This is a genomic window from Pseudotamlana haliotis, assembly GCF_008806375.1.
GTDB classification, from domain to species: domain Bacteria; phylum Bacteroidota; class Bacteroidia; order Flavobacteriales; family Flavobacteriaceae; genus Pseudotamlana; species Pseudotamlana haliotis.
This window is the reverse complement of sequence record NZ_WAAT01000041.1, coordinates 122,391-136,583: the sequence shown is the minus strand read 5'-3', so window position 1 is coordinate 136,583 and position 14,193 is coordinate 122,391. Positions and strand designations below refer to the sequence as shown.

Below are 14,193 nucleotides of genomic sequence, written 5' to 3'. Positions count from 1 at the left end.
ATTTAAAGAGGGGCAAAGGTAGGAAAAAGGAGTAGAATACCTTAAAGAGTGACGTTAAATGTGAATTTAAATGCAATGTTGTCGCTAAAATTAGGCAGGTAATAGGCCCCATAGCGGTAGGTAAAACTCAATCCGAAGCCATAAAAAAGTTTGTTTATTTCAAATCCAGATTCGGTGTAACCATAATTTAGAGTGTCGAAGGTGATACCTTGATGACGTTCTTGATGGTCCATATCACCTAAGGCATATCGGGTAATTAAGACCAGTTGAGGTCTAAAACGGTCAGTCACATGAAAAGGTTTTATAAAATACTTTAACTGAAATGTGAAAGATTTATCAGAAAAGAATTCATTGAAATACATGGTTTCAAAACTGTTTAAACCAGCTACTGAAAAGCGTTGTAATACCTGTGCTTTTCTGATGTTGTTGGGGTAGGCGTGATATAAATGAGTTAGTGGGGTATCGCCAATGGCTATACCTGATACCAAGATCATTTGTGCAAAATGGCTGTTTTCGTTCCCAAGTTCATAAATGGTTCTAAAGTCTAGTTTGGTAAAATTAAAATCACCGTTTAAAACGTCATGTAAACTTTTGGTGTACTGAAACGAAAACTTAGGAAACCCCGATTTTATTTCTTGGGTACCTAATATGGTTTCTTTGAATTTACTAAACGGGCTCCATTGAAAACCTAAAATACCGGTAGTTAAATTGAAAGTTGAATAGCTTTTACCATCTAAAACATAAGCGTAATCGTAAGTCGGGTCAATGTCACTTACGGCAAAGTCTAGTTTGCTTAACAGGTGATCGCTTATTTGATGTTCTAAGGTTAGCGAAGTCGTGATGTGTTTATGAAACAGGTCGATGTTTAGTAAGCGGGGCTCAAAAAACTGAAATACCCGGTCATCAGTGATGTATTTCGTACTTCCTGTTTCCTGAAGATCGTCTGTATAGGCAAGGTTCAGCCAAGTATTCGTATCTTCTGATAAACGCATACCGCCACCAATACTATATTTAAAACGATTATCTCTAAAACCGTAAACCACATAACTGTTCATGCGAAATTTTTCTGAGAAATCGTTGTTGGTCACGCCTCCAATCCCTGTTCTAACCCCTTCGTATTGGTTATATTTAATCAAATACCGTAGGTCGAAGTTAAAATACTTGGTTGGAAAATATCCCATGCCAATACTTTTTAATATACGATGTTTATTGAGTGTATCTTTTAGTGTTGGAATAGGCTGCTCTGCTCTGGATTGCGAAGAAAGATAACTTGCACAAAGTAGAAACAATAAATAAATAGAGCGTTTTAGCATTAGAACAAGCAAAAAAATAAAACGTTAAAAAAAGCGACAATATTGTCGCTTTCTTAAATTATACTGTCATGATCTCTTGCTCTTTATTGTCAAAGACATCATCAACCCTCTTAACGTATTTATCTGTTAAAGTTTGTACGTCAATTTCAGCGTTTTTCTTTAAATCTTCTGAAATATCATCGTTTTTCTTCAGATCGTTATTGGCTTCTTTACGGGCTGTTCTAATACTTACTTTAGCATCTTCAGCTTCAGCTTTAGCTTGCTTCGCTAAATCTTTACGACGCTCCTCAGTTAAAGGTGGTACATTGATGATAATGGTTTCACCGTTGTTCATGGGGTTAAAACCAAGATTTGCGTAAGCAATACCACGCTCAATTTCTTGAAGCATGCCTTTTTCCCAGGGTTGAACTGTAATGGTTCTACCGTCAGGTGTGTTAACATTGGCAACCTGACTTAATGGGGTTTGTGACCCGTAATAGTCTACCATCACACTACCAAGCATGGCTGGGCTAGCTTTACCAGCTCTAATGTTTATAAATTGTTTTTCAAGATGCGAAATGGCATTTTCCATCGCCTCTTTTGTGCTGTCTAATATAAATTTAATGTCTTCATCCATGATTTTAAATCCTTGTAATTAAATCAAAAATAGGTCTTATATGTTAACTACGGTTCCGATATTTTCACCAGAAACCACTTTAAGTAGATTTCCAACGGTATTCATATCAAAAACAATAATTGGTAATTCGTTTTCTTGACTTAAAGTAAATGCTGTAGTATCCATTACTTTTAAGCCTTTTCTCAATACATCATCAAAAGTGATGCTATTAAATTTAACGGCTGTTTTATCCTTTTCAGGATCGGCATTGTAAATACCATCAACACGTGTTCCTTTTAAAATCACATCAGCTTCAATTTCAATAGCGCGTAAAACGGCAGCCGAATCGGTTGTAAAGTACGGGTTTCCTGTGCCGCCACCAAAAATTACCACACGTCCTTTTTCAAGATGACGAATAGCTTTTCTACGAATAAACGGCTCAGCAACTTCATTAATTTTTATAGCCGATTGTAAGCGTGTTGGGATGTCAGCATCCTCTAAAGCACCTTGCAAAGCTAAACCATTAATAACGGTGGCTAGCATACCCATGTGATCCCCTTGAACACGATCCATACCTTTACTCGCTCCAGCAAGACCTCTAAAAATGTTCCCGCCACCAATAACTACGGCGACTTCTACACCTTTATCGGTTATGGTTTTAATGTCTTGAGCATATTCTGCTAAACGTTCTGGGTCGATACCATATTGGCGATTTCCCATTAAGGCTTCACCAGAGAGTTTTAGTAGTATTCTTTTGTATTTCATGGAATGCATTAATCTGTTAAAGTGCTCTCGATTACGCGAGAATTAAAGTTTAGCAAAACTACATAAAATTTTTATTTTATTGAATTTATATGAATTCAGAATTTAGGAATAAAAAAACCACCATCCTAAATTTAGAATGGTGGTCTGTATATTATTCATTTCGCTTTCGCGGAAAAGTATACTATCCTACAGAAGCACGTTTGAAACCAGCGATTTCAACATCACCGAAAGAAGAAACATACTCAGCAACAGTTTGCTTTTCATCTTTGATGAACTTTTGATCTAATAAGCATTGCTCTTGATCTAAAGTGGTGTTATCAGAAACGAAACGCTCCATTTTTCCTGGTAAAATTCTATCCCAGATTTTTTCTGGTTTACCTTCAGCAGCTAATTCAGCTTTTGCTGCTTCTTCAGCTTTTGCTAAAACTTCAGGAGTTAATTGTTGCATAGAAATGTATTGAGGTACGTTTTTAAGTGTTTTACCTAAACGACCTAATTCAATATTATCTTTTTCAATAACAGCAATTCTAGCTTCAGTTTCAGAGGCTACGTAAGCAGGGTCAAAATCTTTGTAAGATAATGAAGTTGCTCCCATAGAAGCGACTTGCATCGCTACGTCTTTAGTTAAAGCTTCAGCGTTGTCAACTTTAGAAGATAATCCTACTAAAGCAGCAATTTTATTAATGTGTACGTAAGTTCCAACGAAAGAAGCTTCTAATTTTTCAAAAGCATTGATTTCTAACTTTTCACCAACAACACCTGTTTGCTCAACTAATTTTTCAGCAACAGTCATTCCACCAAAATCAGCAGCTAAAAACTCCTCTTTAGTAGCAGTTGTTAAAGCGATATCAGCTAATTGGTTAGCTAAAGCTAAGAAGTTTTCGTTTTTACCAACGAAATCAGTTTCACAACCTAATACAATAGCAACACCAGCAGTTTGGTCTGCATTGATTTTAGAAACAGCAGCACCTTCAGAAGAATCTCTGTCTGCTCTTTTTTCTGCTACTTTTTGTCCTTTTTTACGTAAAACTTCGATTGCGTTATCAAAGTTACCTTCAGCTTCAACTAAAGCTTTCTTGCAGTCCATCATTCCTGCGCCAGTAGCTTGTCTTAATTTATTAACTTCAGCCGCTGTTACTTTTACTGTTGTACTCATAGTTATTATAATTTAAAAAAGTCGTTCAATACATTTTCTGTAAAGAAAAGAACTAAACGACTTATTTGTGTTGTGTAAATGTTATTTATTCTTCTTCTTCAGCAGTTGCTTTTGCTTTAGGTGCTGCTTTAGCTTTAGGCGCATCGTCCTTTGCTGAAGCTGCTGCATCTTTTTCTGCTTTACGCTCAGCTAAGCCTCCTGCGACTGCAGATGTTACGTGAGATAAAATTTTATCTATCGATTTAGAAGCGTCATCATTTGCAGGGATTACATAATCAACTTGACGTGGGTCAGAGTTGGTATCAACCATTGCAAAAATTGGAATGTTTAATTTTTGAGCTTCTTTAATCGCGATGTGCTCACGTTTAATATCTACAACAAATAAAGCTCCTGGTAAACGTGTCATATCAGTAATAGAACCTAAGTTTTTCTCTAACTTAGCTCTTAAACGATCAACTTGTAAACGTTCTTTTTTAGATAAGGTCATGAAAGTACCGTCTTTCTTCATTCTATCGATAGAAGCCATTTTCTTAACCGCTTTTCTAATAGTAACAAAGTTAGTTAACATTCCGCCTGGCCATCTTTCAGTGATGTAAGGCATGTTAATATCTCCAGCTTTTTCAGCAACGATATCTTTTGCTTGCTTTTTTGTTGCAACGAATAAAATTTTACGTCCAGAAGCTGCAATTTTAGCAAGTGCTGCTCCAGCTTCTTCAATTTTAGCCGCTGTTTTGTATAAGTTTATAATATGGATACCATTACGCTCCATATATACGTAAGGTGCCATGTTTGGATCCCACTTACGCGTCAGGTGACCGAAGTGTACACCTGCTTCAAGTAATTCTTTTACTTCTACTGCCATTTTTGTGATAGTTTACGTTCTGTTGAATTAGCAATGTTCCGTTGGCTGTAAGCTTTATGCTTTAGGCGCTCGGCTGCATTTAGATGCTAAACTAAATCCTGTTTTTCAATCAGGACAACAATAACTTGTTTTTAATTTTTTTAAAATTCAACCAGATTGAGACTGCTATGAGGCCATTCCCAATCGAGTTGAGGGTGATAATATTAACGTTTCGAGAATTGGAATTTCTTACGCGCTTTCTTCTGACCGAATTTCTTACGCTCTACCATTCTTGGATCTCTAGTTAATAAACCTTCTGGTTTTAAAGTTAATCTGTTCTCAGCATCAACCTCGCACATTGCACGAGAAATTGCTAAACGAACAGCTTCTGCTTGACCAGTAATGCCACCTCCATATACATTTACAGTAATATCAAAGTTGCTGTCATTGTTAGTCAAAACTAAAGGTTGCTTTACTTTGTACTGTAAAGTAGCTGTAGTAAAGTAATTAGTTAAGTCTTTTTTATTAATCGTAATGTTACCGCTTCCCGCAGAAACATAAGCACGAGCAACAGCCGTCTTTCTACGGCCAATTTTGTGAATTACTTCCATTATTTGAATTCGTTTAAGTTAATTGTCTTTGGCTTTTGAGCAGCATGTGCATGCTTTTCACCAACAACAACTGTTAGGTTACGGAATAAATCGGCACCTAATTTGTTTTTAGGTAACATTCCTTTTACTGATTTTTCTACTACTCTTGCAGGATCTTTTCCAAACAATTCTGTAGCAGTTAAACTTCTTTGTCCACCTGGGTATCCAGTGTGACGAATGTAACTTTTATCGTTCCATTTGTTACCAGATAACGTGATTTTCTCAGCATTGATAATGATTACATTATCTCCGCAATCAACGTGAGGTGTGAAGTTTGGCTTGTGTTTACCTCTTAAAAGTTTTGCAACTTTAGAAGCTAAACGTCCAAGCGCCTGACCTTCAGCATCAACAACAACCCACTGTTTGTTTACAGTAGCTTTGTTGGCTGAAATCGTTTTGTAGCTTAATGTGTCCACACTAATTATTTTTTAATTATTAAACATTCCTCTCTTAAAAAGAGTTTGCAAATTTACGATTATATATTTGATTACCAAATAGTGAGCTTACTTATTTTTAATCTGAGTTATTAACTGAAAATTTCACTTCTTTCCTGTTTCTTAAATCTGCTTTAAAATTCAATAAATATTTGGTTGTCAGTTTAATGCTTTTATTAGATTTGCGGCTTTAATTTCAATAATATGATTTCAGTTGATAATTTAGCCGTAGAGTTTAGTGGTCACACTTTGTTTAGTGACGTCTCATTTACCATAAATAGTAATGATAAAATTGCCCTTATGGGGAAAAATGGCGCTGGTAAATCTACCATGATGAAAATCATTGCTGGGGTACAGAACCCTACCAAAGGGCATGTGCGTTTTCCAAAGGATGCAGTAATCGCTTATTTACCACAGCATTTATTAACGGAAGATAACGCCACAGTTTTTGACGAAGCCTCTAAAGCTTTTAGTCATGTTTTTGAAATGCGCCAAGAGATGGACGACCTGAATAAGCAGTTAGAAACGCGTACCGATTACGAATCTGATGACTACATGAAGCTTATTGAACGTGTTTCAGATTTGGGTGAGAAGTATTATGCCTTAGAGGAGGTGAATTATGATGCTGAAGTTGAAAAGGCTTTAAAGGGACTCGGTTTTAAACAGGAAGATTTCACCAGATTAACTAGTGAGTTTAGTGGGGGCTGGCGTATGCGCATCGAACTGGCTAAAATTTTATTGCAAAAGCCTGATTTAATCCTTTTAGATGAGCCAACCAATCATATAGATATAGAGTCGGTAATTTGGTTAGAAGATTTTTTATTGAATAAGGCCGATGCCGTAGTGGTGATTTCTCACGATAAAGCCTTTATTGATAATATTACTAATAGGACCATAGAAGTGACTATGGGGCGTATATATGATTACAAAGCTAATTATTCACATTATTTGCAGTTGCGTGAAGACCGTAGAGCACACCAAATAAAGGCTTACGAAGAACAACAAAAGTTTATTGCTGATAATATGGCTTTTATAGAACGCTTTAAAGGAACCTATTCTAAAACCAATCAGGTGAATTCTCGCGAACGTATGCTTGAAAAGTTAGAAATTATTGAGGTTGATGATATTGATACTTCAGCTTTAAAATTACGTTTCCCTAAAACCCAGCGTTCAGGTGATTATCCGGTGACGGTAAAAGACGTGTCTAAATCTTACGGAGACCATGTGGTATTTAAAGATGCTAGTATGTCGATTGCACGTGGTGAAAAAGTGTGTTTTGTTGGGCGTAATGGTGAAGGGAAATCTACCATGATTAAAGCCATTTTGGGTGAAATTGATGTTGAAGGTGAATGCGCATTGGGTCATAATGTGCAAGTTGGTTACTTTGCTCAAAATCAAGCTGCACTGTTAGACGAGTCGTTAACGGTTTTTCAAACGGTTGATGAAGTTGCGCAAGGTGATGTAAGGAAGCAAATAAAAAATATTCTGGGACGCTTCATGTTTAAAGGAGACGCTATTGATAAAAAGGTAAGCGTACTCTCTGGAGGTGAAAAAACCAGGTTGGCCATGGTGAAATTGTTATTGGAGCCTGTGAACTTGCTCATACTCGATGAACCTACCAATCACTTAGATTTAAAATCCAAAGATGTTTTAAAAGAAGCTTTACTAGATTTTGATGGCACGTTGATATTGGTGTCACACGATAGGGATTTCCTTCAAGGCTTGTCTAATAAGGTGTTCGAATTTAAAGACCAACGTGTTATAGAGCATTTTGAGACGATTGATGATTTCTTAGTTCGAAATAGAATTGAGAGTTTGAAGGCAATAGATTTGTAGTTGTTAAGCAGCGTTTCAGGTAAAATTACGCGGAAATTCACAGAGGTTTCTCAGAGCTAAATAAAGTTATATTTTTGACACGAATTTCACGAATTATCACTAATTTTTGCGTGCAGAATCTGTGCAAATCCGTGAAATTTGTGTCTAAAATTAATATTCAAAAGTGAGGCGTATTTGGAGTTGATATTTTTCAGCGTAACTCTGTGAAATCTCTGTGTATCTCCGTGTAATAATATAGCAATACAATAATAAATATAATAGCATGTTATAGCACTATGAGAATTTTCATCGCTTTTGTTTTTCTGCTGAATAGCCTTGGTGTCTCATCGCAAATGACGGCAGGGTTTAATGCAAATGAAGCAGTCACAGCAATTGCTTTTTGTAATAGTTTTAATTTTAAGGAACAGTTTCAGAGCAATAAGGCTATAATTCCGGAAGGTTTTCAACTGCGTCATACTTCAGATATTATGAGTATGGACAATAAGTTTGAAGTTTATCAGAATGATTCTATTGGTATTATAAACTACCGCGGTTCTACAGCAAAATTAATTAGTTGGATAGAAAACTGTTATTCGGCCATGATTCCCGCAAGCGGAAGTATGATGCTGAATGAGGAAACCTATAATTATAAATTCGCGGAAGCTGAAAAAGCTGCCGTTCATGCAGGTTATGCTTTAACAGTGGTGATTATTTCTGAAGATTTAATAGAACAAATTAAGGCACTCAACCAAAGTGGTATTTACCATATTATCATTACTGGGCATAGTCAAGGAGGTGCTTTGGCAACCTTAACACGTGCTTATCTCGAGAATCTCCCAGCAGGTGTTTTGCCTGAAAACAATCGCTATAAAACCTACGCCTTTGCACAACCCATGTCGGGGAACAAAGAATTTGCTGAAGAATACGACACTAGATTCAGTGAAACAGGAACTAGTTTTTCTGTTATAAACCCCAAAGACCCCGTGCCATATATGCCTTTTAATTATGAAGAAGCCCAGTTAGTGACTAAAGAAAAGGTGGTGTCTTGGCTTTTAGGAACTAGAGAATTTAAACCTAAAAAGCTAGGACAGGATGCCTTTATTCGTTTGTTTGAAGGAGGGTTAACAGGATACATTAATAATAGTAATGCCTTAATTAATAAAATTCTAGATTTTAAATTCGGAAGTATTGCCATGCCAGAAATTGTAGCTGATATTAATTATTATCCTACCGGTGAACGAAAGGAGCTGCCAAAATTTGATTACCCTAAAATAGAAGTTGATGTCACCGGGTTCACTGAAGAAGAGTTAGGGGATTTGGTTCAAGATGAAAACGGCAGATGGTATAAAAAGGAAACGAAGTTTTTTCAGCATAAACCTTATAATTACTACGTTGGGGTTTTAAAAAAATGGCAGTATAATAAGTATTCAAACTTAGAACTTAAGTATTTGCCTGCCGATTTATAGGTGGCGTATGCTATAGATTTATGCGTCTAAAAGTGTCTTTTCAATATAAAAACATAGTGAATTTAGTTAAATATATGGTAATCAAACCCTTGTGGTTATGGTGTCCTGTTGTTTTTTGACTATTTTTGCAGCGCTATGCAAGAATTACAACTATCAGATTGGTTACCTACCACAAACAAAGAGGTAAAAATACGCGGCTGGGATGCGCTAGACGTGATACTATTTAGTGGAGATGCCTATGTGGATCATCCATCCTTTGGCCCTGCTGTGATTGGACGTATTTTAGAGAGTTACGGACTTCGTGTAGCGGTGGTGCCGCAACCTAATGTGAGTGATAATCTTCAGGATTTTGTGAAGTTGGGGGCACCAAAATTATTTTTTGCGGTAACCGGTGGCTGTATGGACCCGATGATTAGCAACTACAACGCCAATAAAAAGCGTCGTGATAAAGATGCTTATACCCCAAATGGAGATATTGGGTTTAGACCTGATTATGCTACAAGCGTGTATTCTAATATTTTAAAAGAAAAGTGGCCTAATGTTCCGGTGTTAATTGGAGGAATTGAAGCGTCATTGCGTCGTGTAACCCACTACGATTATTGGAGTAATAAATTGATGCCTTCTATTTTAGAAACATCAAAAGCTGATATGTTGGTTTACGGTATGGGTGAACAGCCTCTGCGTGAAGTGGTGCGATTGATGCAAAAAGGCGTGCCTTTTAGTAGTATCAATACCATCAAGCAAACGGCGGTTTTAGTGAAGCCTGATGAAAAAATTCCGAAGAACAGCAACTGGGAAGATGTTGAAATTCAATCTCACGAAATCTGTTTAAAGGATAAAAAAGCCTATGCGTCTAATTTTAAAACCATAGAGCAGGAAAGTAATAAATTGGCAGCACGCCGTATTTTTCAGAAGATAGGTGATAAAACCTTGATGATTAATCCGCCGTACCCAACCATGACCGAGGATGAAATTGATGCCTCTTTTGAATTACCTTATACCCGTTTACCACATCCAAAATATAACAAACGTGGCCCTATACCAGCGTTTGAAATGATTAAGTTTTCTATTAACATCCACCGTGGGTGTTTTGGAGGCTGTAGTTTCTGTACCATTTCTGCACACCAAGGGAAATTTATTGCTTCTAGAAGTCAGGAATCTGTTCTTCGTGAAGTGGATAAAGTGGCCAATATGCCTGATTTTAAAGGGTATTTATCAGATATTGGTGGGCCAAGTGCTAACATGTACAAAATGCAAGGCAAAGTGCAATCTATTTGTGATAAATGTGTGGCGCCTTCTTGTATTTCACCTGTGATTTGTAGTAATTTAGATACCTCACACAAGCCGTTAACGCAGTTGTATCAGGCGGTTGATAGTCACCCGAAAATTAAAAAATCTTTTATAGGAAGTGGTATCCGACACGATATGTTGGTGCCTGAATTTAATAAAAATGCCGATCCGAAAGAATTAGATGCTTACACGGAAGAAGTGATGACCAAGCACATTTCTGGACGATTGAAAGTAGCGCCAGAACATACCAGTGATCCGGTTTTAAAATTAATGAGAAAACCTTCTTTTTCTTATTTCCATAAGTTTAAGGAGCGTTTCGATAAGATTAATATAAAGAAAGGTTTAAAGTTACAGTTGATACCTTACTTTATATCCAATCATCCAGCTTGTGAGGCTGAAGATATGGCAAACTTAGCTGCTGAAACAAAAGATATGGGCTTTCAGTTAGAGCAAGTACAAGGGTTTACACCAACACCTATGACGGTAGCGACGGTTATTTATTACAGTGGCTACCATCCGTACACACTTAAAAAAGTAAGAACGCCTATTTCGGCTAAAGAAAAAGAAGAACAACATCGTTTTTTCTTTTGGTATAAAGACGAAAATAAAGCTTGGATAAAAAATACCTTAAATAAATTGGGGCGTCAGGATTTATTGAAAGTCTTGCTTCCAGAGAAGGATAAATGGCGTAAAAATAAACCCAAAGGTGATGCCAAGCACACTTTTGATGATGCGATTCCGTTCAATCAACGTAAAAACAAGGCGAAATTTAAGTCTAAGAATAAGAAAAGGCGAAGTAGATAAATTTTTGTTTCTTAAAAGAGAAGACATTAAAAGTGATGTTGTTTTTGTGTACTATCAACGACTTCGGAATTGTTCTCGACTACGTTAGAATAGCGTCTCTATAGTTGATATTTTAGGGTCTTCGAGCGGAGTCGAGAAGTATTGTTGCTATTTTATTAGACATGATTTATTCATTAGATTATCCAAACATAAAAATCATCAAAAATGGAAAATAAGCCACTAAAACGTCATCAAGCCTTGCAACCTTTAAGTCGCGAACATCATCACGGACTCCTGTTATGTTGGAAAATTAAAACCGGTTTTAGTAAAGGTGTGGCTCCAGATCGTATTAAAACTTATGCCGATTGGTTTTTTGAAAACCACCTGATTCCGCATTTTGAAATCGAAGAAAAGCATGTTTTTTCACTTCTTGAAGATGGTCATGATTTAAAGATAAAAGCCTTGGAAGATCATAAAAACATTATCGAATTATTCTCTAAACAAGATGATGTTACCAATACTCTGCATGAAATAGAAACTGCGGTAAACGATCATATCCGATTTGAAGAGCGTGTGTTGTTTCCTGAAATTCAAAAAGTAGCTACTGAAGCTCAGTTCGCTGAAATTGAAAGGATTCATCAAGACCATGATTTTGTCGATAATCTCGCTGATGAATTTTGGAAATAATTTTTATCTGTGAAAATTGGTAGAATCTATGTCTGAAATGTTTTCTCAGTGCTGCTTTGCATAATCCGCTGTAAATCTCTGCGTAATTAAAAAAAACATCTAGAACTAAAAAGACCTCGCTTCAAATCCAAATAGCAAATGGGAGAAGCAAGGTCATATCTTAAAAAGATTAATAGCGGCGCTAAATTAGTGTTTTTTCTCACATTTAACTATAATTTTATTCAAAGTTATTAACAAATGTTAATTGTATTTCACCTTCCTTAGAATTCTTAGGCTTTCTTTATAGCGTCTATAAGTCTCTTGGTCGTAGTTTTTTATATAGAATTTAGCGTCTACAAGCTTTTCAATAGCATTCTTGAAATGATTGAGAAAACAAATTAGATAGGTTTCCGGAAGGTTTTTCAAATCAATTTCTTCAGAAGGTGTTAGTGGAATACCTTTTTTCAGCTTGCTTACAATGGAATTGTTGGTGTTGTAAATGTGATGTAGAATTTTTTTATCAAAAACCGGTGGTTTAAAAAGTAAAGTGGTTTCAATATTATACTGCGCGTTATCTTCAAATTTAATGAGTGTTTCTTCTAGGGGGTAATATCTGTTAGTGCCTTGGAGCCCTAAGTTGACATATTCAATTATTTTGAATTGATTCTCATCTATTTTAATAGAAACCTCATCTAAAGCTGAAAAAAACAAGCGCACACGTTCGTTAATAAGTTCAATGTCTACTCGCGAATAGTAAATGTCATCTTTAACAATCTTCTTTTGTCCGGCCCAACACACTACAAAGTATTCTTTAAAAACCTTGTATTGGGCGTTGTAATCCATACGACTATTCATAAAATCAAATACCCCGTCTAAAGTATGTTCAATATTATTTTGAGCATTGTTTTCAATGGCTGCAACAATTTGAGAGTTAACATCTTTAATTTCAATATCGAACACCTTAGGCATGCTCATGCTACCATCTCTAAAAAAGACAGAGCCGCCGTAGTATTTCCAGATGTTCTTGCGTAATGAAGTGATTTTGTCATTAGGCCTAATAGTTACCAAGCCAACGACTTTATTATTTGGCAAATGCGGAAACGGAATGTTCTCGTATTGGACTATAGGCGGATGGGTTAGATACGCATTAACCAGGTTCTGAATTTTACTATCGTCAAAAAAATCAACACCTATAATGGCATTATCTTCATCTTCAACACCAATAACGATAAAGGAATTGTTCTTAGGGTTGCTATTTGATAAGGCGCATACATGTTTTAAAAACTTCGCCTTACCTTCCTTTTGGCCAATGTCGATTTTACGTTTTTTGTCGTAAAAACTATTTTCGTCATTATGCGCTAAAAGGTGTTTTATTAGTAGGCGTTTGTTAATCATAGCTTTCATTTCCGCGAAAGCGGGAATCTCGTCATTAGCGTTTTATAATTCTTTTTGAACGGTTGTACTGTTGGCTTGTGCTGTTGGGAATACCAATAAATCAGCAATATTCACATGTGCTGGTCGCGAAACTGCAAAGTAAATAATCTCAGCCACATCTTTGGCTTCTAAGGCTTTAAAACCTTTGTAAACCGAATCGGCTGCAGGGTCACCTTTAAAACGCACTTTTGAAAATTCAGTTTCTACCATGCCCGGATTGATGGCAGTCACTTTAATGCCGTAGGGGTTGAGGTCTAAACGCATGCCTTCAGTTATGGCTAAAACCGCGTGTTTACTCGCGCAGTACACGTTGCCCTTTGGGTAAACTTCCTTTCCTGCCGATGAGCCTATGTTTATGATATGTCCCGAATGGCGTTTAGTCATCTGCGGAATAATAGCCTTGCTCACATAAAGTAAACCTTTTACGTTAATGTCTATCATGGTGTCCCAGTCGTCAATATCACCATCTTGTATGGGGTCTAGACCATGGGCATTTCCAGCATTATTGATTAAAATATCAATGTTTTTGAAGTTTTCAGGAAGGGAGTCTATGGCTTTCAACACCTTATGTCTTTTGCGGATATCAAAGTTTAGCGTGTGTACTACGGTCAGTTTTTCTAAGGCTTCTTTGATGGTGTTTAGGCGTTCTACACGTCTTCCGCAAAGGATTAAATGAAGGCCTTGCTTGGCAAACTCATAAGCGGTGGCTTCTCCAATGCCGCTAGTGGCTCCTGTAATAAGGGCGATTTTAGTCATGATTTTTGGAATATGAAATCAATATTTCTCTAAAAATACTTAAAAGAAATTTAGTAGACTTAAAATCCATTTAATTTTAAAATTAACATTTTGAAAGTTAATAATTTGAGACTAAAAGTGCTAAAATTCGTATTTAAGAAAAGCTTATAATAATAATTTGTTAAATACTGTGTTTGTTGGTGTTTATCTATATTTTTAACCAATTTTTAACAGGTTTACAGTAAAATTT

The 14,193-nt window shown here is 36.3% G+C and carries 13 protein-coding genes; 4 read left to right on the top strand and 9 right to left on the bottom strand.

The window, feature by feature from the left end:
• Positions 1-41: 41 nt before the first annotated feature.
• The 7 genes from F6U93_RS08195 to rplM all read right to left on the bottom strand — a co-directional run bounded on the left by F6U93_RS08195 (position 42) and on the right by rplM (position 5,736).
• Positions 42-1,181, bottom strand: a complete 1,140-nt coding sequence (locus tag F6U93_RS08195) for a hypothetical protein (protein WP_225312622.1) — start codon at positions 1,179-1,181, stop codon at positions 42-44.
• Positions 1,182-1,371: 190 nt separating this feature from the next.
• The gene (frr, locus tag F6U93_RS08190) at positions 1,372-1,929 is read right to left on the bottom strand and encodes a ribosome recycling factor (RefSeq protein ID WP_150938665.1); all 558 of its coding nucleotides are present in this window, start codon (positions 1,927-1,929) and stop codon (positions 1,372-1,374) included.
• A gap of 36 nt (positions 1,930-1,965) precedes the next feature.
• The gene (gene pyrH, locus F6U93_RS08185; RefSeq protein WP_150938663.1) at positions 1,966-2,673 is read right to left on the bottom strand and encodes a UMP kinase; all 708 of its coding nucleotides are present in this window, start codon (positions 2,671-2,673) and stop codon (positions 1,966-1,968) included.
• Positions 2,674-2,854: 181 nt separating this feature from the next.
• Positions 2,855-3,829 carry a translation elongation factor Ts gene (gene tsf, locus F6U93_RS08180; RefSeq protein WP_150938662.1) on the bottom strand — a complete coding sequence of 325 codons (975 nt, stop codon included), beginning with the start codon at positions 3,827-3,829 and terminating at the stop codon, positions 2,855-2,857.
• An 85-nt stretch (positions 3,830-3,914) separates the two neighbouring features.
• On the bottom strand, positions 3,915-4,691 hold the full coding sequence (rpsB, locus tag F6U93_RS08175) for a 30S ribosomal protein S2 (RefSeq protein ID WP_150938660.1): 777 nt from the start codon (positions 4,689-4,691) through the stop codon (positions 3,915-3,917).
• A gap of 203 nt (positions 4,692-4,894) precedes the next feature.
• Complete coding sequence (rpsI, locus tag F6U93_RS08170) at positions 4,895-5,281, bottom strand: 30S ribosomal protein S9 (RefSeq protein ID WP_067145102.1); 387 nt, start codon at positions 5,279-5,281, stop codon at positions 4,895-4,897.
• Positions 5,281-5,736, bottom strand: a complete 456-nt coding sequence (gene rplM / locus F6U93_RS08165; RefSeq protein WP_150938658.1) for a 50S ribosomal protein L13 — start codon at positions 5,734-5,736, stop codon at positions 5,281-5,283. Before rplM ends, rpsI begins: the two co-directional genes overlap by 1 nt.
• A 222-nt stretch (positions 5,737-5,958) precedes the next feature.
• Between rplM and F6U93_RS08160 the strand changes: the two genes are divergently transcribed.
• From F6U93_RS08160 to F6U93_RS08145, 4 genes are all read left to right on the top strand, one after another.
• On the top strand, positions 5,959-7,590 hold the full coding sequence (locus F6U93_RS08160) for an ABC-F family ATP-binding cassette domain-containing protein (protein ID WP_150938655.1): 1,632 nt from the start codon (positions 5,959-5,961) through the stop codon (positions 7,588-7,590).
• Between the two features lie 275 nt (positions 7,591-7,865).
• Complete coding sequence (locus F6U93_RS08155) at positions 7,866-9,035, top strand: lipase family protein (RefSeq protein WP_150938653.1); 1,170 nt, start codon at positions 7,866-7,868, stop codon at positions 9,033-9,035.
• Between the two features lie 135 nt (positions 9,036-9,170).
• Complete coding sequence (locus F6U93_RS08150; RefSeq protein WP_150938651.1) at positions 9,171-11,129, top strand: YgiQ family radical SAM protein; 1,959 nt, start codon at positions 9,171-9,173, stop codon at positions 11,127-11,129.
• Between the two features lie 204 nt (positions 11,130-11,333).
• Positions 11,334-11,795 (top strand): hemerythrin domain-containing protein, encoded by a 462-nt coding sequence (locus tag F6U93_RS08145; RefSeq protein ID WP_150938649.1) that lies wholly within the window; start codon positions 11,334-11,336, stop codon positions 11,793-11,795.
• Between the two features lie 240 nt (positions 11,796-12,035).
• Here the strand turns inward: F6U93_RS08145 and F6U93_RS08140 are convergent, their stop codons facing one another.
• Both F6U93_RS08140 and F6U93_RS08135 read right to left on the bottom strand, forming a co-directional pair.
• A complete protein-coding gene (locus F6U93_RS08140) occupies positions 12,036-13,169 on the bottom strand; it encodes an ATP-binding protein (protein WP_150938647.1) in 1,134 nt (377 codons plus the stop codon).
• Between the two features lie 42 nt (positions 13,170-13,211).
• The gene (locus F6U93_RS08135) at positions 13,212-13,964 is read right to left on the bottom strand and encodes an SDR family NAD(P)-dependent oxidoreductase (protein ID WP_150938645.1); all 753 of its coding nucleotides are present in this window, start codon (positions 13,962-13,964) and stop codon (positions 13,212-13,214) included.
• Positions 13,965-14,193 lie beyond the last annotated feature (229 nt).